This window comes from Dyadobacter jiangsuensis (genome assembly GCF_003014695.1).
In the GTDB taxonomy this organism is placed as follows: domain Bacteria; phylum Bacteroidota; class Bacteroidia; order Cytophagales; family Spirosomataceae; genus Dyadobacter; species Dyadobacter jiangsuensis.
Map to the genome: position 1 here is coordinate 264,205 of NZ_PYAS01000002.1, position 18,210 is coordinate 282,414.

General features: G+C 49.8%; 19 protein-coding genes, 1 tRNA gene and 1 pseudogene. 13 read left to right on the top strand and 8 right to left on the bottom strand.

Annotated elements, in window-relative coordinates; all coding sequences use genetic code 11:
• Positions 1 to 106 precede the first annotated feature (106 nt).
• The 5 genes from CLV60_RS04350 (at position 107) to CLV60_RS04370 (ending at position 2,945) form a co-directional block, all read left to right on the top strand.
• Entirely contained in the window at positions 107 to 811 is a 705-nt protein-coding gene (locus tag CLV60_RS04350; RefSeq protein WP_106594170.1) for a hypothetical protein, read from the top strand.
• Between the two features lie 18 nt (positions 812 to 829).
• Positions 830 to 1,609, top strand: a complete 780-nt coding sequence (locus CLV60_RS04355) for an enoyl-CoA hydratase/isomerase family protein (protein WP_106594171.1) — start codon at positions 830 to 832, stop codon at positions 1,607 to 1,609.
• An 89-nt stretch (positions 1,610 to 1,698) separates the two neighbouring features.
• Positions 1,699 to 1,772 (top strand) — tRNA-Arg (locus tag CLV60_RS04360).
• A 301-nt stretch (positions 1,773 to 2,073) separates the two neighbouring features.
• The gene (locus CLV60_RS04365; protein WP_106594172.1) at positions 2,074 to 2,631 is read left to right on the top strand and encodes a hypothetical protein; all 558 of its coding nucleotides are present in this window, start codon (positions 2,074 to 2,076) and stop codon (positions 2,629 to 2,631) included.
• Positions 2,632 to 2,633: 2 nt separating this feature from the next.
• Positions 2,634 to 2,945 carry a helix-turn-helix transcriptional regulator gene (locus tag CLV60_RS04370; RefSeq protein ID WP_170118710.1) on the top strand — a complete coding sequence of 104 codons (312 nt, stop codon included), beginning with the start codon at positions 2,634 to 2,636 and terminating at the stop codon, positions 2,943 to 2,945.
• 22 nt (positions 2,946 to 2,967) lie between these two features.
• On the opposite strand, the gene CLV60_RS04375 is transcribed toward CLV60_RS04370, so the two are convergent.
• From CLV60_RS04375 to CLV60_RS34960, 4 genes and pseudogenes are all read right to left on the bottom strand, one after another.
• Positions 2,968 to 3,348, bottom strand: a complete 381-nt coding sequence (locus CLV60_RS04375; protein WP_106594174.1) for a transcriptional regulator — start codon at positions 3,346 to 3,348, stop codon at positions 2,968 to 2,970.
• Positions 3,349 to 3,443: 95 nt separating this feature from the next.
• Positions 3,444 to 3,674, bottom strand: coding sequence for an HNH endonuclease (locus CLV60_RS35140; RefSeq protein ID WP_445438690.1), 231 nt, complete (start codon positions 3,672 to 3,674; stop codon positions 3,444 to 3,446).
• 126 nt (positions 3,675 to 3,800) lie between these two features.
• Positions 3,801 to 3,989: pseudogene (locus tag CLV60_RS35145) on the bottom strand (group II intron reverse transcriptase/maturase); the annotation flags it as partial.
• On the bottom strand, positions 3,905 to 5,113 hold the full coding sequence (locus CLV60_RS34960) for a reverse transcriptase/maturase family protein (RefSeq protein ID WP_445438691.1): 1,209 nt from the start codon (positions 5,111 to 5,113) through the stop codon (positions 3,905 to 3,907). The gene CLV60_RS34960 and the pseudogene CLV60_RS35145, both read right to left, overlap by 85 nt.
• Positions 5,114 to 6,070: 957 nt before the next feature.
• On the opposite strand from CLV60_RS34960, the gene CLV60_RS04395 reads away from it, so the two are divergent.
• The 8 genes from CLV60_RS04395 to CLV60_RS04430 all read left to right on the top strand — a co-directional run bounded on the left by CLV60_RS04395 (position 6,071) and on the right by CLV60_RS04430 (position 12,874).
• Positions 6,071 to 7,222, top strand: a complete 1,152-nt coding sequence (locus tag CLV60_RS04395) for a tail fiber domain-containing protein (RefSeq protein WP_106594176.1) — start codon at positions 6,071 to 6,073, stop codon at positions 7,220 to 7,222.
• Between the two features lie 195 nt (positions 7,223 to 7,417).
• Positions 7,418 to 7,747, top strand: a complete 330-nt coding sequence (locus tag CLV60_RS04400; protein WP_015811411.1) for an ArsR/SmtB family transcription factor — start codon at positions 7,418 to 7,420, stop codon at positions 7,745 to 7,747.
• Positions 7,748 to 7,801: 54 nt separating this feature from the next.
• A complete protein-coding gene (locus CLV60_RS04405) occupies positions 7,802 to 8,383 on the top strand; it encodes a DUF6428 family protein (protein ID WP_106594177.1) in 582 nt (193 codons plus the stop codon).
• A gap of 23 nt (positions 8,384 to 8,406) precedes the next feature.
• The gene (locus CLV60_RS04410; RefSeq protein WP_106594178.1) at positions 8,407 to 8,901 is read left to right on the top strand and encodes a GNAT family N-acetyltransferase; all 495 of its coding nucleotides are present in this window, start codon (positions 8,407 to 8,409) and stop codon (positions 8,899 to 8,901) included.
• Between the two features lie 6 nt (positions 8,902 to 8,907).
• Entirely contained in the window at positions 8,908 to 9,324 is a 417-nt protein-coding gene (locus tag CLV60_RS04415) for an arsenate reductase ArsC (RefSeq protein WP_106594179.1), read from the top strand.
• Entirely contained in the window at positions 9,324 to 10,397 is a 1,074-nt protein-coding gene (arsB, locus tag CLV60_RS04420) for an ACR3 family arsenite efflux transporter (RefSeq protein WP_106594180.1), read from the top strand. The genes CLV60_RS04415 and arsB overlap by 1 nt, the downstream gene beginning before the upstream one ends.
• Before the next feature lie 138 nt (positions 10,398 to 10,535).
• Positions 10,536 to 11,144, top strand: a complete 609-nt coding sequence (locus CLV60_RS04425; RefSeq protein ID WP_106594181.1) for a gluconate 2-dehydrogenase subunit 3 family protein — start codon at positions 10,536 to 10,538, stop codon at positions 11,142 to 11,144.
• A gap of 14 nt (positions 11,145 to 11,158) precedes the next feature.
• Entirely contained in the window at positions 11,159 to 12,874 is a 1,716-nt protein-coding gene (locus CLV60_RS04430) for a GMC oxidoreductase (RefSeq protein WP_106594182.1), read from the top strand.
• Positions 12,875 to 12,879: 5 nt separating this feature from the next.
• On the opposite strand, the gene CLV60_RS04435 is transcribed toward CLV60_RS04430, so the two are convergent.
• The 4 genes from CLV60_RS04435 to CLV60_RS04450 all read right to left on the bottom strand — a co-directional run bounded on the left by CLV60_RS04435 (position 12,880) and on the right by CLV60_RS04450 (position 18,178).
• Positions 12,880 to 13,731 (bottom strand): DMT family transporter, encoded by an 852-nt coding sequence (locus tag CLV60_RS04435; protein ID WP_106594183.1) that lies wholly within the window; start codon positions 13,729 to 13,731, stop codon positions 12,880 to 12,882.
• Positions 13,732 to 13,736: 5 nt separating this feature from the next.
• Positions 13,737 to 15,902: a glycosyltransferase family 39 protein gene (locus CLV60_RS04440; protein WP_106594184.1), complete on the bottom strand. Its 2,166-nt coding sequence runs from the start codon at positions 15,900 to 15,902 to the stop codon at positions 13,737 to 13,739.
• Positions 15,903 to 16,064: 162 nt separating this feature from the next.
• Positions 16,065 to 17,012, bottom strand: coding sequence for a D-2-hydroxyacid dehydrogenase (locus CLV60_RS04445; RefSeq protein ID WP_106594185.1), 948 nt, complete (start codon positions 17,010 to 17,012; stop codon positions 16,065 to 16,067).
• An 11-nt stretch (positions 17,013 to 17,023) separates the two neighbouring features.
• On the bottom strand, positions 17,024 to 18,178 hold the full coding sequence (locus CLV60_RS04450; protein ID WP_106594186.1) for an ATP-binding protein: 1,155 nt from the start codon (positions 18,176 to 18,178) through the stop codon (positions 17,024 to 17,026).
• Positions 18,179 to 18,210 lie beyond the last annotated feature (32 nt).

Consider the following 18,210-nt stretch of genomic DNA (forward strand, 5'->3'; position numbering starts at 1 on the left):
AAATGTCAGCCGGGAATGCCCGGTTTTTTACGAATGAGGCGCAAAATTACAAATTCAGCCTCGAAAACCTATTGTAGCGCTGTAACTTACTTTTCTGTGGAACCCAATGATTGTACAGTCTGGTTTTCAACGTAATTTTGCCCGTATCATCCTGATTAAAGACCCCATTACCTTGAATAACCGATTTGCCATGATATTATCGGTGGTTTTCCACCCGCTGATACTCACCACATACCTGTTTGCATTGCTCTTTTTCCTCGCGCCCGACCTCGTGGGCGTGAGCGCATTCGAGCTGCCCGCGCTGGGGAGCCTGCTGCTTTTGCTTTGGCTGAATACCTTCATTGCGCCGGCTATCATGATGTTCTATTTTAAAAAGATGGGCATGATTACCTCACTATACGTGGAAGATGCCGCCGAGCGTCGCATTCCCTACCTTGCCTGTGTGATCATTTACGGGTTGGCAACTTACCTGTTCGGTTGGCAACTGCAACCGATCGGCGAGATTGCACCTCAGATTTCCGTCATTCTGGCGAGTGTAACGCTTTCGCTCATCCTCGTGGCCATGGTGAGCTATTTCTGGAAAATCAGCGCCCACGCCACCGGGATAGGCGGCGCCATTGGTATGCTTTCGGGGTTGATGATCCGTTTCGATGAAAGCGCATTGCTGTTGCCGTTGCTGCTCACGATACTCATCGGCGGCTGGCTCATGAGCGCGCGGCTGCAACTGAATGCGCACACACCCTCGCAGATCGTTGCCGGTGTATTTTGCGGACTCCTCGTCAGTAGCGCCACTGTGTATTTCTACTTTTGATAGAAAACACTTCATGGCATGTATCAAAACCTCATTTTCGACAACCGCGACGGTGTCGCCCGCATTACGCTCAACCGCCCGGACGTTTTTCACGCCCTGAGCCCGGCACTCATTGCCGAAATCACCAGCGCCATCCAGACGGCGGCCAATGATGATACCGTCCGTGTAGTGCTCCTGACGGCCACCGGCGAAAAGGCATTCTGCTCCGGTGCTGATCTCAAAGAAGCGAATGCGTCCGGCAAAAGTGCGGGTGAAATTCTGAGGGATTATTACGAGCCGATGATCACTGCGATCCGGGACATTCCCAAACCCGTACTATGCCGTATGAACGGCCTCGCCGTTGGCGCTGGGTGCTCGCTTGCATTGGCCTGCGATGTAATTATCGCTGCCGATGACACCTACCTGAGCTTGTTGTTCGTGCAGATAGGCCTTATGCCCGATGCCGGCGCCACATTCATGCTGCCCAGGCTTGTCGGTATGGCCCGCGCTTTCGAACTGGCATCCACCGGCCGTCGCATCCCCGCCGCAGAGGCCCGGCAAATGGGCCTGATCGCCCATTCGGTTGCCCGCGAAGCCCTCGAAGATGAAACCGAAAAGCTCATAGCCTACTACCGCCACGCCCCGACGCAGGCGATCGGTGCGATGAAGCATGCATTCAACCAATCGATGCACTCGAACCTTCCGCAAATGCTGGAAAACGAGCGCGAGAGTCAGGAAATGCTGTTTGGTACGCGCGATGTGCGGGAAGGTATTGCTGCTTTTCTTCAAAAAAGGAAGCCTGATTTCCAGGGTAGTTAGAAGATTTTGCGAAAATTTTCTTTAAATTTATCTGTCAGGATTTGCGACTGTAAAATTCATCTCATACATTTGCAGTCCAATTCGGAAACGGTTGCGTAGCTCAATTGGATAGAGCACCTGACTACGGATCAGGAGGTTTGGGGTTCGAATCCCTACGTGACCACAAGTTAAAGCATCTGAGAACTCTCAGGTGCTTTTTTGTTGTATTGCCCCTGGGTGGCCCGCTACCGCGGTACGGATCAGGAGGTTTGGGCCGGGCCGCCGGGCGGTTCGAATCCCTACGTGACCACAACTAAGGCGCCTTTCGCGAGATTGGCGCTTTTTTGTTTTACCTTAGGCCACGGAAGAGGTGTTTTTATACCTTAAAAATCAGGTTTTAATCTGATTTTAGGAATTTTTATTAGCTTTGAGTTGCAGTATCAGTTAGCTCAGCACACACATTGATTAGACTTAAAATACACACTATGAAGGTTATTGAGCTTATACGCATCATTCCCGAAACGCTTTGGGCGGCGCGGTTTGAAGGGAATGAGGAAAACGAGTTTGATCGCGCGTTCAATTGCTGGAATGATTCAGAATATTTGGATACTTTTTTTACAACGCATGAACAAGATTTGGTCAAAGACTTTTATGGATATTGTTCAGTGAGTCAGGCTATTTCTATTACGCTGTCGGAAGCTGACGAGTTTGAAAGGCAACTGCTGAGCGTGGCGCAAGGACAAGAGTCCGGAAAGAGGTTGGGAGATATTTTTAAACCACTGGATAAAGCCGTGAGGCTCAAAATTGTAAATGAGAAGAGCAAAGCCTACGGAACTGGTGCAAAGTCGTGGCTCAGAATTTATGCCGTCAGACTGAATTACGGCTTTTTTGTGATTTCTGGCAGTGCTATCAAACTGACAAAAACCATGACTGAACGAACACATTTGAAAGAAGAACTTACAAAACTGGATGTGCTCGTGAAATTTTTGAAGGAACTGAATATTGAAACGGTCGAAGATTGGGGATACATTGATTTTGAATGACTATGCAAACAAGAGATGATATATTACAAAAATTAGAGTCGGTCACCGCCGTAGAATCCAGCAAATGGAAAGAACGCGTGGCCCGCAAAGCAGAGAACCCCAAAGTCCTTGAAAAATCTAGGATTATCGCCATTAATATTCTTGCCCATCTGCGAAAACTTGGAATGAGCCAAAAAGATTTGGCGGAGAAATTGCAGGTAACGCCTCAGACTGTGAATTCCTGGGTGAAAGGGGATGCTAATTTTACCATTGAAACTATTGTGCGGATTGAGGAGGTGTTGGGGGTGGAGTTGATTGGGGTAAATGTTGGTTGAATTTTGTTGATATGTAATCTCCCTAATTCGTCACCCTTCCAACCAACCGCTCCAACGCCCTAATCGTCTCATCTTTCGCTTTCAGCAGCTCCGCGTTCAGGCGTTTGTTTTCTTCCAGCGCTTCAAGCCATTTTTCAATCGGATTGATATTATAAGTCGGCTGAAAATTGATACCGCCCGACTGGTCATGAAATTCCTGAAAGGTATTGGCAATAATATTCACAGCCTTCTCCTCGTCAAAATTCCGAATCGCCTCTGCAGGGATTTTAAGAATAGCCGCTACTTGCTCCAAAATCTCGGAATCGATTTTTTCCTTCTGTTCCAACAGGGATACTTTTTGCTGGTTCCAGTCATCGCCGAGCTCGAATGCGATGGCATCCTGTTTGATTCGTAGGCTAAGCACCCGGCGCCTTGTTTACTTTCATAACCAGGTTTCCAAGTGCTCGCCTCCAAACCGTACGTACATCTCTCAATGTATACGGCTTTCCACCATTATCTTCAGTCCAGCGCTCCATTGTGTATCTTCCTGTGGCAAGCATGACAAACGGCCATCGTTTTCCTCTTGCGGGCGATCATCATGATTTCCCATTTCTTTTTTCCTTTCAGCTCGCTCAGCTTGCGGACATGGTGCATTTGCAGGTCGCTTTCCGATTTGCAGATTTCGCAACACCTGGCGCTGAGCCTGTCAATCAGACTGGTCCGGGCCGTGATGTAAGCCGTTTCCGGCATTTTCCCTACTTCCTGGATTTTGCCCTGCAACTTTCGCTTAAAGCTCTGCTTGACAAATATATTCCTTTTTTGCTCTCCTTTGCCGTTGTAGTAGGTTACGGCGAAGTCTTTTTTGTAGCGGTATTTGTGTAGTACCTTCCTTATTGAACACCTGTATTTCCTTCCGAATGTCTTGTACATGCTGTATTCCATAATGTACCGGAAGTTGTGCAGGGATGCGGCGTTGTTGGCTATGGAGTAGTAGTTGGCAAAGCCCCGGACTTCTGCATTGTAGCAGTTGAGGATTTCCAGATCGTCATTATTGAGCAGCCTTGCGCGGCCGGTGGGCTTCCATTTTTCTGCCCCGTAAGTTTGGCAATTTTCATGGCCTTGTAGGCCAGTAAGCGTTTGCGGACTGTGGCCGTTGGCATGGTCAGCACTACCTTTCCATTGTATGCCCGTCTGAGTGCCCCGGTTGCCTTGCTGCGTTTTGTGTCCAAACATTTTCGGACATGGACGTGGTAGCCCAGGAATTTGGCAGGCTTTGCTGCATGGGTGACCAGCGTCTTGGCGGGCGAGAGGGTTAGTTTTAGTTTCTCTGCCAGGAAACGAGCGAGGTCTTCCTTGATGCGCAGGCAGTCGTTTTTGCTGCCTATTACACCGACAAGAAAATCGTCGGCGTAGCGGACGTATTTTATCCTTTTATAGCCGCTGTCCATCCCGTCCGTGTAGGGCAGGGCAAGCTTTGCCGTCTCAATGGTTTTGATCCTTTCCTGCCATGTTTTGCGTATCTGGCTATCTGGCTGCTCTTTAAGCCTGCGCGATAGGTGGATTTTTTCCATCGAAAGCCGGTTGTAGGCTGGGTTAACAACCCGTCTTTTTCCGGTTAGGAACCCTTCTGCATACTCATTGAGGTATTTATCGAATTTGTCCAGATAGATATTGGCCAAAAGCGGGCTGATAATGCCGCCCTGGGGCGTGCCGCTGTAAGTGGGCCGGAAGGTTTGGTTTTCCATGTACCCCGCTTTGAGGAACTTGCCGATCAGGCGAAGAAAACGCTCATCGCTGATGCGCTCGCGGAGCATAGCAATCAGCAGATGGTGGTCGATGTTGTCAAAGAAGCCTTCGATGTCCCCTTCTATAAACCACTTAACACCGGTGAACCGGTTCTGTACCTGTTTGAGGGCAGTATGGCAGCTTTTCCCGGGCCTAAAACCGTGCGAACTGGGTTCGAACTGAGGCTCGAAAATGGCTTCCATGACCATGCGTGCAACCTGCTGGACGAGTTTGTCGTTGAAGGATGGGATGCCTAGCGGACGCGTCTTCCCATTGGCTTTTGGAATGTATATCCTTCGTGAGGGACAGGGCTGGTAAGTCTCATTGCGTAGGCTATCGATAAGACTTCTAATTCGTTGCAGGCTGGTGCCGTCGATGGTTTCCCCATCGGACCCTGGCGTCATATTGCCCGGTTTGGCGTAGATACGCTGGTAGGCCAGATGGAACAAGTCTTCCCGGAAGAGGTTGCGGTACAGCCGGTGGTATTGGTAAGAAGGGTCTGTGCGGCGTTTGGCCAGACTGTTTAGTATTGCTGCCGGATTTCTCAATGTCTCTCACATCTTCCGTCAGCACCTACTAAACGATAATAGCTGCTTCCCTTCGCCATGTACAGGGCTTTCCCCTGCGCGGACTACTACGGAAGCTCCGTTGCCCTGCCGGATATTCAGAAGCCTTTGCTTCATAGCTTTTGTTGCGCATTCCGGTTTAGGCAATCCCCGTTTACTCACTTGATAATAGCTTGACAGATTGTCGGATATGTTTTCTGTCCTTTTCTGCTTATTGCAGTTACGCTGTAACTTATTCCAGCCGCCTGTCCTGCTCGGGTGGACCGACGTTGTTACAGTGCGACGCTTGCAGGTACCTTGCGCCGCAGGTGCGAGGCCCCCCGCTTGGACTAACATTGAATCAGTCTGGATTTTATCCTCATATCTGTCTTTCATCTTGACATTCAGTCGCAGAATGGTACCTTCCTGACTTATGTCTTCTCCGGCATGCTGCACTCCCCTTTGGGTTTCCCCTCAGGATAAGCCGGATGATGACAGGCTCTCGGAATACTTGCCTGGTACTTGCCAAAGTACAATTATCAAATGGCCTTTACGGGCGCACCAAGCATTTCGCGGAAGCGCTTCAAGTTGCGGCCTTCGTGGATCTTCGGGTTGGAGGTAGTATGCGGCATGCGGAGATGTGTTTGTTAAAAAGGCAATTTATAGAATCCGTCGGGAAGTTTCCAGATAATTTATGAGCATAGCGACCTATGATGCTCGATGGTTTTGTAAAAAGGAGTTTACTTACAGCAAGATATGGCATTAGCAGTTGTAGCACTCGTCTATCGCTTTATGTGGTACAACTGCTTTTGAACAATGGAAGTACAGCAACAATCGAATTCATCAAACAATAACCTATTTAAACTCAGTTCAGAAATGGAAAACTTAAATACTGCAAACTTTCAGCTTGGAATGCGTCTCAAATCATTAAATCATCTGGCAGCACTCATCGTGCTGCTCCTTATTTCATTACAGGTCCAGGCCCAGGTGGGGATAGGTTTAACACAACCCAAAGCTTTTTTGAATGTTGCGGCGGGAAAAACAGTACTATTCGGAGCCGATACTGCAGGTGTAAAATCACCGATCCCAAACTCGTCACGGACTATACCCAAAATGATCTGGTATGGTAGCAAGGGTGCCTTTCGGGCCGGCGGGATCTCTAATGACGAAAACAACTACACCCGTTGGGATAATGCGAATACAGGCTGGTATTCCTTCGCCAGCGGTGCGATGACCAAAGCTAGCGGGGACTATTCAACGGCTATGGGATTTGGCCCGCAGGCAAGTGGGGAAAGTTCAACTGCCTTGGGTTATTTTACAACGGCAAGTGGGAATAAATCAACAGCTATGGGTTCTTCTGTCATAGCAAATCACAGAGGGTCATTTGTTATTGGCGATGATAGTAATTGTTTGGGCTGTACCTACAACACCACAGCTATTAACCAGATGATGATGCATTTTGCAGGCGGTTATATGTTGTATACCAGCAGCGCCCGGCAGGAGAATTCCCCGGTCGGAGCACAGCTCTTACCCAATGCCAATGCGTGGTCGGTGATATCCGACTCGACACGCAAAGAAAACTTTCGTACTACCGATGGCGCGCTGTTTCTGAAAAAGATAAGCGGCATGCGGCTGGGAAGCTGGAACTATAAGGGGCAGGACGCGAAGCGATACCGCCACTATGGACCGATGGCACAGGACTTCTTTGCAGCCTTCGGGCACGACGGATTGGGAACAATCGGGGAAGATAAGTCCATTAACCAGGCCGATTTTGACGGCGTAAACCTGATTGCAATCCAGGCTTTAATCAAAGAAGTTGAAGCTTTAAAAGCAGAGAATAAAAGCCTGAAACTTGCAGAGGCGTCCATGAAAGCCGAAACGCAGTCATTGAAGGAGAAAATGGAGCAATTTGAAAAACAACTTTCCACATTAATGACCGCCGGCACCGTTTCGACGATATCGAAATAGGGGGTAAAAATAAATTTGCGAAGGGGCCGGGAGATTCTCGGCCCCTTTTCATTTCTATCGGTCTGGCATTCCGGGAGGGGCCTTTGGTAAGACAATGGATCACAAGTCTATCGTAGATATGATGCTCCCGTAAATTTATTCGGGGAAAATGAATCGTAATATTGCGATGCAATTTTTTTCTCTTATGTTTGCATCATGGGAGTTACGAAAACGGAAATATTTACCGAGCAACAAAACCGGATCGCGGATCTGGCGAAGGCATTTGCACACCCTGCGCGGGTGGCAATTTTGCAGCTGCTCATTGCGCGCAAGGCATGTGTTTGCGGCGACCTGGTGGATGAACTGGACCTTGCCCAGGCAACCGTGTCTCAGCATTTGAAGGAGTTGAAGCGAATAGGCATCATCCAGGGAGAGATTAACCCTCCACGCGTTTGCTATTGCATCAATCCACCGGTGTGGGAAGAGGCAAGACAGGCCTTTGGCTCAATACTGGAATCCTTTGAACAGGTTACCTGCTGCAATTAAGCGGGTATTTTTTTGAGTAAATTAATCGTAATATTACATTATAACAATTGAACTATGGCAAATCAACCAAATCCGGTGACGCGGCGTCCGGTGACGTGGGGCGACTTCAAAAGTATGCTCGAGCAAAATGCTGACCTGCACCTGCAATTTGAATATGAAGCAGGGAAATTCGTAGACAGCTCGTATCATATTACCGAAATCAAGCAGGCGCCGATCGTGTCGGTCGATTGCGGCGGTCAGATGAACAGCTGGACCGAGGTTATCGTGCAGCTTTGGGAGCCGTCGGTGAAAGAAGCTGACCGTTCCATGAAAGTGGGCAAGGCGCTTAAAATCGTCGGGATCGTAGAGAAATCATTGCCTTTGGACCCCAATGCCATAGTGAAGATTGAATTCGGCAATTCGAAGTTCGACACGCGGCAAATGTACCCCGGCGAGTTCGTTACCGAAGGCGAGACATTTACGGTAAATTTGGTTCCCGACTTCACGCAGTGTAAGGCACTTTCGCGCAACCAAAGCTGCGGAACATCGTCGGCCGACGCGTCCTGCTGCGCTCCCGCCGAAAAAAAGGAAGAGCCTAAGTTGGTTGTAGTCGCTGAGGAAGCGTCTTGCTGCACACCGGGAGGGGGTTGTTGCTAATTAACCATCATAACAACATATCGATGACGATCAGAGAACTGTTACCCAGCGATTGGCCTGCGGTCCGGGATATCTACGCCCAGGGCATTGCAACCGGTCAGGCAACGCTCGAAACAAGCCCGCCGGAATGGGCGGTGTGGGATCAGTCCCATGTGGCGAATCTCCGGTACGTTGCCGTTTCCGATCATGGCGAAGTGGCGGGCTGGGCTGCCCTGACACCGGTTTCAGGACGCTGCGTTTATACAGGAGTGGCCGAAGTGAGCATTTATATAGCCGAAGCTTTCAGAGGGCAAAAAATAGGGGATCTGCTTTTGAAGCATTTAATCATCGAAAGCGAGGGCAAGGGTTACTGGACATTACAGGCCGGTATTTTCCCGGAAAATCCTGTAAGCATCAGGCTCCATGAAAGCAATGGTTTCCGTATCATCGGCTACCGTGAGAAAATCGGCAAAATGAAAGGAGTCTGGCGGGATGTTAATCTGCTGGAGCGCAGAAGTAAAACCATAGGAATCAATTAAACAAACATGAAAAAAGTATTAGTGCTATGCACCGGCAACAGCTGCCGGAGCCAGATTGCCGAAGGGTATTTGAGGCATTTTGCCGGAGACAAGGCCATCGTATACAGTGCCGGGGTAGAGACGCACGGCGTGAATCCCAAAGCGGTCGCGATCATGGCGGAAGACGGAATAGATATTTCCAATCATACGTCGAACAACGTGGATGAATATGGCGACATCGATTTTGATTTCGTCATCACCGTTTGTGACAATGCCAAAGAGCGCTGCCCTTATTTCCCCACTAATGCCAAGAAATTCCACTACAACTTCCCTGATCCGGCAAAAGCAACGGGTACTGAGGAGGAGATTCGGAATGCGTTCCGGGCCGTCCGTGAGCAGATCAAAACATACTCTGAAAACTTTGTAAAGGATAATCTGAAGTAATGTCCGCCAACAACTGCGCTCCCGCGGCCAACCGCAAGAAACTCGGATTCCTCGACCGGTACTTGACGTTGTGGATTTTCCTCGCGATGGCCTTTGGGGTCATTCTTGGGAATGTCGCGCCATCAGTACCCGGGTATATCAATCGATTTTCCAGCGGCACTACCAACATCCCTCTGGCCATCGGTTTGATTCTGATGATGTATCCGCCGCTTGCCAAAGTGAAGTACGACAAAATGGGGGAGGTTTTTCGAAACACCCGGGTAATGACTGTTTCCCTTCTGCTGAACTGGATCGTCGGCCCGGTGCTGATGTTCGTGCTTGCGGTGGTCTTTTTGCCCAATCATCCTGATTACATGGTTGGATTGATACTGATCGGCCTCGCGCGCTGTATTGCCATGGTGCTCGTGTGGAATGAACTTGCAGAAGGCAGCCGGGAATATGCAGCGGGGTTGGTCGCGCTGAATAGCGTGTTTCAAGTATTGCTGTATAGTTTCTATGCCTATTTCTTCATTACGGTTTTACCGCCGTTGATCGGTTTGAGAGGACTGGCTGTCGATATTACCGTTACTGAAATTGCAATAAGCGTTGGGATCTACCTTGGCATTCCCTTCGCGGCCGGAATGCTAAGTCGTATCGGACTGACAGCCTTGAAGGGGGAGGAGTGGTACGAGACGAAATTTCTACCCCTCATTTCTCCCATTACTTTAATAGCGCTGCTGGCTACCATTATTTTAATGTTCAGCCTGAAAGGGACGCTGATTGTCCAGTTGCCGGGGGATGTGGCGTTGATAGCGATACCGCTCGTGGTGTATTTTGTAGTGATGTTCCTGATGAGTTTCTTCATTGCAAAATCACGCGGGGCCGATTACGCACAGAACGCGTCCATTGCGTTTACCGCGTCGGGAAACAATTTCGAGCTGGCGATCGCCGTCGCGATCGGTGTGTTTGGCATCAATTCCGGTCAGGCATTTGTGGGCGTAATTGGCCCGTTGGTAGAAGTACCGGCCTTGATAGCGCTGGTTAATGTGGCCTTTTGGCTGAGAGATAGATATTATAAATCAACAATCGCTTAGGCCTTTCGCAAGAATGACGCTTTTTCACCATTTCATTTGACGAAAATGGCGTGGCATAGGTAAAGGCAAATAGCACAGTGCTTTTTAACTCGTCGTACTGACACTTATTATAGCCCGGTCATTTAGCCAAACCAATCCATGAACAGAAGAACTGCCATTACCCATGTTGCGATGATGCTCGGCGGGGCATTGTCTGCTCCGACGCTGCTGGCCATGAAGCGACGGGACGACCGCGCGCCCTCAGAAGGTTTTGCGATTGGATTTAGCCTGACAGAAAGCCAGAAAATGATTGTGGCGGAAGTCGCTGAAATGATTATTCCGAAGACGGCAACGCCCGGAGCAAAGGACGTTGGCGTTCCGGCGTTCATTGGGATGATGTTGCAGGATTGTTATAAAACGCCGGAGCATAAGAGTTTCCTGGCCGGATTGGATAATCTGGAAAAGAAGCAATTCCTGAACTTGAATGCGGAGCAAAAAATGGCGGTGTTGAAGCAGGTCGAAATGGATTCCGTTGAGGAAATGAAGGCATATCAGGTGCAGCAGACCAAAATGGGCGATAATGAAGACCGGGAACAAATGGCGGCCCAGGCAAAAGGGTTGCCATTCTGGCGCCTGATCAAAGAGCTCACAATGCTGGGGTATTTTACTTCCGAAGAAGGCATCAAATCGTCCTTCGAATATGTGCCGATTCCCGGCAAGCTGGAAATGATCAAAATGAAGCCTAATCAGAAATCTTTCGCATACTAATTGCCTATCTCACCATGAACTTGAATTTAAAGTCAGATAAAGCGCATACGTTCGACGCGATTGTGGTCGGATCGGGAATGACCGGCGGTATGGCGGCAAAGGAACTCACCGAAAGAGGCTTGCAGGTACTCATGATCGAGCGCGGACGTGAAGTGAAGCATATTGAGGACTATGACACGGCCATGAAAGGCCCGTGGGAGTTTGAGCACAGAGGAAGGGTCTCGATCCATTCGGCGGAGGAATATTGGGCAAATAACCGTTTTGGCACGCTGGCCAATGAGGAAACGGGACCGTTTTTTACAGATGATAAAAAGAATCCGTACATAGAGAAGCGTCCTTTCGACTGGATCAGAGCCTACCACACCGGCGGGAAATCGATGCATTGGGGTAGGCAGTCGTACCGGATGAATAAAAAGGATTTTGAAGCGAATGCCAGGGAAGGCATTGCAATTGACTGGCCGATCCGCTATGAAGATCTTGAACCGTGGTACACGCATGTCGAAAAATTTGTGGGCATCAGCGGTCAGGCGGAAGGCTGGGAGGTTTTGCCCGACGGCCACTATCTGCCCGCCATGCCGATGAGCGCTCCCGAGCGGTATTTCAGGGAGGCAATGATGAAAAAGCTGAATCGCCCCGTGACGATCGGGCGCGTCGCCAACCTTACCAAGCCGCAGCCATGGCATACGGATCTCGGACGGGCATCGTGCCAATACCGCAGCAAATGCGCGAGAGGATGCCCTTATGGTGGTTATTACAGCTCGTTGTCGGGCTCCATACCGGCCGCGAGGAAGACGAACAAGCTGACTGTCTTACACGATACGATCGCCAGTGAGATTATCTATGACGAAAAAACGCAGAAGGCCAAAGGGGTGCGGGTGATCAACCAGCATACGATGGCTGTGGAAGAGTTTTTTGCAAAAATCGTATTCCTGAATGCGGGGTCGATGAACTCGGCGGCATTGCTGTTGAACTCGAAGTCCAGCCGTTTTCCAACCGGACTGGGTAACGATAGCGATCAGGTAGGGCGGAATATCATGGATCATCACCTGGGCGTGGGCGCGAATGCGACGGTCGAAGGTTTTGAAAATGATTACATTTTTGGTCAAAGGCCTAATGCATTGTACATACCGCGTTTCAGAAACTGGGGATCCGATAAGAAGGACTTCCTGCGCGGATACGGGTACCAGGGAGGTGCAAGTAAATCGGACTGGAAACGCGGGATCACGATGAACGGTTTCGGTGCCAGTTTCAAGGAGGATATGTCGCACCCTGGCACGTGGACAATGGGCTTTGGCGGTTTTGGGGAAATACTGCCGGATCCGTCGAACCGGATGTTTCTGGATAATGACAAGAAAGACAAATGGGGCATTCCGATGATCGTTTTCGATGCCGCTTTTGGGGAGAATGAACTGGCGATGCGAAAAGATATGATGGCTTCGGCGGTAGAAATGCTGGAAGTGGCGGGTTTCAAAAACGTGGCCGGGTTCAACCGGCAGGACACGCACCCGGGCCTGGGCATTCACGACATGGGTACGGCGCGCATGGGTAAAGACCCGAAAAACTCTGTTCTGAATAAATTCAATCAGGTGCACGCCTGCAAGAATGTGTTCGTGACCGATGGGGCGGCTATGGTATCCTCTTCCTGCGTGAACCCGTCCATTACTTACATGGCTATGACGGCAAGAGCGGCTGATCACGCTGTGAACGAATTAAAGAAGCAGAATTTGTAAAGGGATCAGCCCCGTTTTCTTCCCAGGATTACCAGCGCTATGCCTCCCAGGATCGCGACGGATGCAATCACGAGGTTGAAAGTAACGTGTTCGCCTAAAATGAAAACGGCGGCCGTAGAGGCAATCACGGGTACGGTCAGTTGTACGGAGGCAGCCTGCGTAGCTTTGAGCGAAGGCAGAATGCTGTACCAGATCGCGTAGCCGACACCGGAGGAAACGCTGCCGGATATTACTGCGAAGATGGCACCCTGAGCGTCGATGGAGTTGGCTAATGGCAGGAAAAGCAACGAAACCGGCGCTGCTTTGAGGAAGTTACCGGCGGTCGCGGTGAGTGGGTCGCCCTGTTTTCTTCCGAGCAACGAATATACACCCCAGGCCATTCCGGCGATGGCCATAAGCAACGCGCTGAATGGATCGGGCGCGTGAATTCCCGGGGCAACGAGGATTATCAGGCCCCCAAAAGCAGTTAGCAGGCCAGTCCATTGGATGATGCGTAAATGCTCGCCCTGATAGAGGCCGGTGATAATCATGGTGGCCTGTACCGTGCCGAACAGGAGCAAAGCCCCGGTTCCGGTGGGTAAATTCACGTAAGCAAACGAAAATGCAATGGCGTAGGTCAGGAGGCTGAATGCTCCCTGCCAGGTGCCGGCGTTACGTAGCGTACCCTTGCGCAGCAGGATTATCAAACTGAGCGTGACCGCCCCTGCCAGCAGCCGGATAATCGTAAAAGCCGCCGGATCCGTCGAGGTTTGGCTGAGCGCAATTCTGCATAAGAGAGAATTAGCGGCAAATGAAGCCATTGCCAGTGCTACTTGCAGCATAATCCGTACGGTTACCGATCGAGCAGCCTGGGTCATTTTGTTTAAAAAGGATATTTCTCACAACTGACCTTTTTCAACTCCACCAAATGAAGCGCCTCGCTCGAATAAATGCGGGCAATGTTGCCTTTGGGGATGAACGAGTCGATCAGCGTCGGGTCGTCGGAGAGGATGTATTCGTAGCAGAATTTTTTCTTCGCGTTTTTCAATGGGGCCAATTCTTTCATGTAACGGATGTAATCCATCTGGCCCGGGCGCTGCACGTCGTTATCGGTAGCGCTCCAGAAGTGGTAGTAACCCACATTTCTGCGGAACATCACACCTACATTTCGATCCGCCGGGATGTGCGGGCGGAGTTCTTTAAAGCTGAGGTAATTGTCGGGATTGCTCAGAAAATAGGCCCTGTCGCGGTTCATCGACAGGATATTGGAAGTGCGGTCCTGATCGTAATACCCCGCTTTTTCCAGCAATGCAAATACTTTAGTCCTTTCCGCATAATCGGGCCATTTTTTCAACGGGTGGCAGTTGTCTTTGCCTGGAAATTCGTAGTAATCGCTCAGGTATTTTTCATACACTTTTCCTACTTCTGCACTGCTTTCGCAAATGGCAATAGGAATATGCCCCAATGCTTTCCGTGTCACAAAATTGATGGAGACAAGCTCTTTACTGGGGTTGCCGTACACGAATGGCAGGGAAGAAATCAATAGCGGAACGATCAGGTAAATCGCTTTCCACCGGAGTTTCAGCGAGTACACGCAGGCGATCATGATCGCGCCCATCGCGAACAGGGGCATTTGCGTGCGTGTGCTCCAGAGCTGGAATTTCATTAATGTACAAAACAGCAGGAAGCCAAGCGCCGAGCAGGTCCAGAACCACTTAATATCCCGGTTCAAAGGCAGGAATAGCAGGAGAATGCTCATTCCGACGATCAGCCAGAAATGGATCGTGTTCGGGATCATATCCTCATGCACCGAGTATTTGACCGAAAACGGGTCGACGCTCAGATCGGGATCGTCGATGGCTACGCCGATGGTTTCGTGAAATGCCCTGATCTGTTTGTCTACGGCCTGGTTGAAGCTCGTCACGGGCAAACCGATGTTCAATCCCGCGTTTTTGATCACATTCGACAGGGTGTAAACAACGGAATGCTTTTTGGCAGGCAGCTCCTCGGAAGCGAACGGCGTATTTTGCAATGGGCTCATCACATGCCCGAAAAGCGAGTAGTTGCGGTAAAAGAAAGGGGAATAGGTGACAGCCATGAGCGCCAGCGCCACACCGAGGACTTTCATGGCATAGGCAAAACGATATTGCATCAGAATGCGGATACCGAAGTAGACCGCAAATGGTATGGCGAAAATCAGGATCGTATATTTTGAAAACCCGCCGAATGCCAGCGATTGCATCATCGCTACCAGTGCCAGCGTCGATTTTTTTTCCAATAATTCAAACCCGAAATACACGAATGCGATGAAGAAAAAGCACCCGCAGAGGTCGACCTGGGTACTGGTGCTTTCAAAAATCCCGATGGGTATGGTGAGGAAGCAGATCGACGCCAGTAATTGCCCGTCTTTCCCCAGGCCGAATTTTTTGGTGATCAGGCTAATTCCGCAGATCGACCCGATGAATGCACCGAATTGGATCAGTCCGGAGAACTGGTCCGAACCCGAGAGCAGCACGGTATCCAACACAATATATTCTGCAAATACATTGAGATACAACTGCTGCAAATGCATGGTCGGGAAGTGATCGAGGTTACCATTGTAAATCCAGATCAGGATCCGGTTCAAATGGTACATGTGGGAATCAAAGTTGTTCGGGGCAGCATATATCGCGAGGAACAGCAATGGCAGCATGTATAGCAACGCAACGGCAGCGATCACTATTTTGTGGGTTGTGCCCAACCCCGCCAGGCGGAAGGCGGATTTCAACGCGCTCAGTTTTTCCAGATCAATTTTCCCCGAGCGATGGAGGTAGTAAACCAGCCCGGACACTCCCAATGCCTCAATCGCCCAGAAAACCAGCGCCGATGTGGTATTAACTGCGTTGAAGAAAGAGGCTGTTTCGTTGTAGATAAATACAATGCCTGCGTTGGCGATCAGCGACAGGATGAACGACCGGCGTAAGTTGGTATACACGCCCGTTTCGGTGGAGCGCAGGAAAAAGATTGCAAAAATACAGACAAACGAAATCAGGAGTAAACCAATACCCATACAACGAAGTGAAAACGAACTGGAAAATATCAGATTCCGGGCTTTGGCGTAGCCTGTGCATCCCGGATGTGCGATTTTAGCGCTGCAAAGGTACGTGATTATTCCGGCCCGGAACACGATTTGTTAGTGTACGCGCATCTTATGGGCGCTTTTTGTGCCGTTTCAGGAAACTACATTGCGTGGATTTCCCGATTGAAAACTTTCCAGATTGTCCGCAACCATTTGCAGCAAACGCTGGCGTGCCTCGAATGTCGCCCAGGCTACGTGCGGGGTGATTACGCAATTCGGTGCCGATAGCAATGGATTATCGGCTTTTGGGGGTTCTACTGAAAGGACATCCAGCCCGGCTGCCGCGATCACACCATTGCTGAGTGCTTCCGCAAGGTCCTGCTCGTGAATGAGCGGTCCGCGGCCGGTGTTGAGGATAATCGCGCTGGATTGCATCTTTGAAAGGCTCTCCCTGTTGATAATCTCTTTTGTTTCGTCGGTAAGCGGGCAATGGAGACTGATAACATCGCTTTGCCGGAATATTTCATCCAGCGTAACCATTTCCACACCTTCTGTCGGTACCGGATGTTTCCGGTAGGCGATTACCTTCATGCCGAAGGCCGCGGCAATTTTCGCGACCTGCGAGCCGATATCCCCGAGGCCGATCAATCCCATGGTTTTGCCGGCCAGTTCATGAAGGGGCGTTTTCCAGTAACAGAAATCAGCGGAAGCTGCCCAATCGCCGGCAAATACGCTCTGGCTGTGCGTCTCGACGCGGTTCACGATCGCCAAAAGCAATGCGAATGTCTGCTGCGCCACAGACGCCGGACCGTAGGCTTTCACATTGGTGACGGTAATGCCCTGTTTTCTGGCTGCCTCAATGTCGATATTGTTAAAACCTGTGGCCATCACGCCGATATACCTCGCTTTCGGTAGCTGTGCCAGCGTTTCAGCGGAAAGCACGACCTTATTAACCAGTAATATTTCAGCATCCTTGGCCCGCTCCACGATCTCCTCCTTCGCTGAGCGGTCATAAATCGTCACGTTACCCAATTTTTCAATAGGCGCCCAATCCTGGTCTCCGGGGTTCAAAGTATAGCCGTCGAGAATTACGATGTTCATGTAGTTTGTATTTAAATATTTTTCCAACCTTTTACGGTGTACTGTGTTCGCGACTGATTGGTACTACCGCCGTATATTAAAGTCTTTTCTCCGGCATTGTTCTCTGAAATTTCATTGAAATAATTAAGCCCTGCGAAATGCTCGGTCATAATGGTCTGCGTCGATTTGATTTCGAAAATATCATACAGGTTACCGTTTTGGGTTAGTAGGTCGACCTCGTGTCCGTTGGAGTCGCGCCAGAACCAGTAATCCTGGTGCAGGTACTTATGCTCGTTTTGTTTATAGATCTCCGCGATGATGAGATTTTCGAAAATGTTTCCCCGTAACTGATTTTCATTGAAGGTCGTCGTATTCCTGATTCCCAGGAGGTGGCACAAAAGACCCGTATCATAAAAATAGATTTTCGGAGTTTTTACGACTCGCTTGCTGAAATTCCGGTAAAACGGCTGCAATTGAAAAGTGATGTAGCTGCTTTCAAGAATCGACAGCCAGGCTTTTGCGGTTGGCTGTGTTATTCCGCATTCATTTGCGATGGAAGAGAGATTCATCAATTGACCGACGCGCGCAGCACATAAGCTCAGGAAGGTACGGAACTGCCGAAGGTCCCGGATGTTGGCGAGTTCGGTCACATCGCGTTCCACGTAGGTTTGGATATAGTTGGCATAAAATGTGGTTGGCTCGATACCTCTGTCATAAATCGCGGGGTAAAATCCATTGAGGCAAGCTTCCGGGAATGTTTCAGCCAGCAGGTTACCCGATCTCATTTCAGCAAAGTCGAATGGCAGCAGCTTAAAAAGTGCCACGCGGCCGGCGAGGCTTTGCGTGATATTATTGAGCAACTGGAAATTCTGAGAACCTGATAATATGAATTGCCCCATTTGACGCGACTCATCCACAATCGTTTGAATGTAGGAAAAGAGGCCGGGTGCTTGTTGTACCTCATCAAATATGATGTGTTCCGGGTATTCGCGCAAAAAGCCGAGAGGATCGTCGGTAGCGAATGCCCGATTGTCCGGATTTTCGAGGGATACATACCGGTAATCTTCGAAAATATTTTTAAGCATTGTAGTCTTACCCGACTGCCGGGGCCCGGTGATAGCAAGGACAGGATACTTTTCAGTATGCTGTCTGATTACTGCTTCGATATGGCGGGCTACGAATGTCATAAGTGGATCGTTATCAATGCAAAGGTAGCTCT

Excerpts from the sequence above, each read along its gene's own strand:
- CLV60_RS04370 (WP_170118710.1), top strand. The coding sequence starts at position 2,634 with ATGCAAACAAGAGATGATATATTACAAAAATTAGAGTCGGTCACCGCC.
- CLV60_RS04395 (WP_106594176.1), top strand. The coding sequence starts at position 6,071 with ATGGAAGTACAGCAACAATCGAATTCATCAAACAATAACCTATTTAAA.
- CLV60_RS04435 (WP_106594183.1), bottom strand. The coding sequence starts at position 13,731 with ATGACCCAGGCTGCTCGATCGGTAACCGTACGGATTATGCTGCAAGTA.
- CLV60_RS04450 (WP_106594186.1), bottom strand. The coding sequence starts at position 18,178 with ATGACATTCGTAGCCCGCCATATCGAAGCAGTAATCAGACAGCATACT.
- CLV60_RS04365 (WP_106594172.1), top strand. The coding sequence starts at position 2,074 with ATGAAGGTTATTGAGCTTATACGCATCATTCCCGAAACGCTTTGGGCG.
- CLV60_RS04405 (WP_106594177.1), top strand. The coding sequence starts at position 7,802 with ATGGCAAATCAACCAAATCCGGTGACGCGGCGTCCGGTGACGTGGGGC.
- CLV60_RS04425 (WP_106594181.1), top strand. The coding sequence starts at position 10,536 with ATGAACAGAAGAACTGCCATTACCCATGTTGCGATGATGCTCGGCGGG.
- CLV60_RS04410 (WP_106594178.1), top strand. The coding sequence starts at position 8,407 with ATGACGATCAGAGAACTGTTACCCAGCGATTGGCCTGCGGTCCGGGAT.
- CLV60_RS04400 (WP_015811411.1), top strand. The coding sequence starts at position 7,418 with ATGGGAGTTACGAAAACGGAAATATTTACCGAGCAACAAAACCGGATC.
- CLV60_RS04355 (WP_106594171.1), top strand. The coding sequence starts at position 830 with ATGTATCAAAACCTCATTTTCGACAACCGCGACGGTGTCGCCCGCATT.
- CLV60_RS04440 (WP_106594184.1), bottom strand. The coding sequence starts at position 15,902 with ATGGGTATTGGTTTACTCCTGATTTCGTTTGTCTGTATTTTTGCAATC.
- CLV60_RS35140 (WP_445438690.1), bottom strand. The coding sequence starts at position 3,674 with ATGCCGGAAACGGCTTACATCACGGCCCGGACCAGTCTGATTGACAGG.
- CLV60_RS04445 (WP_106594185.1), bottom strand. The coding sequence starts at position 17,012 with ATGAACATCGTAATTCTCGACGGCTATACTTTGAACCCCGGAGACCAG.
- CLV60_RS04415 (WP_106594179.1), top strand. The coding sequence starts at position 8,908 with ATGAAAAAAGTATTAGTGCTATGCACCGGCAACAGCTGCCGGAGCCAG.
- CLV60_RS04350 (WP_106594170.1), top strand. The coding sequence starts at position 107 with ATGATTGTACAGTCTGGTTTTCAACGTAATTTTGCCCGTATCATCCTG.
- CLV60_RS04430 (WP_106594182.1), top strand. The coding sequence starts at position 11,159 with ATGAACTTGAATTTAAAGTCAGATAAAGCGCATACGTTCGACGCGATT.
- CLV60_RS34960 (WP_445438691.1), bottom strand. The coding sequence starts at position 5,113 with ATGACGCCAGGGTCCGATGGGGAAACCATCGACGGCACCAGCCTGCAA.
- arsB (WP_106594180.1), top strand. The coding sequence starts at position 9,324 with ATGTCCGCCAACAACTGCGCTCCCGCGGCCAACCGCAAGAAACTCGGA.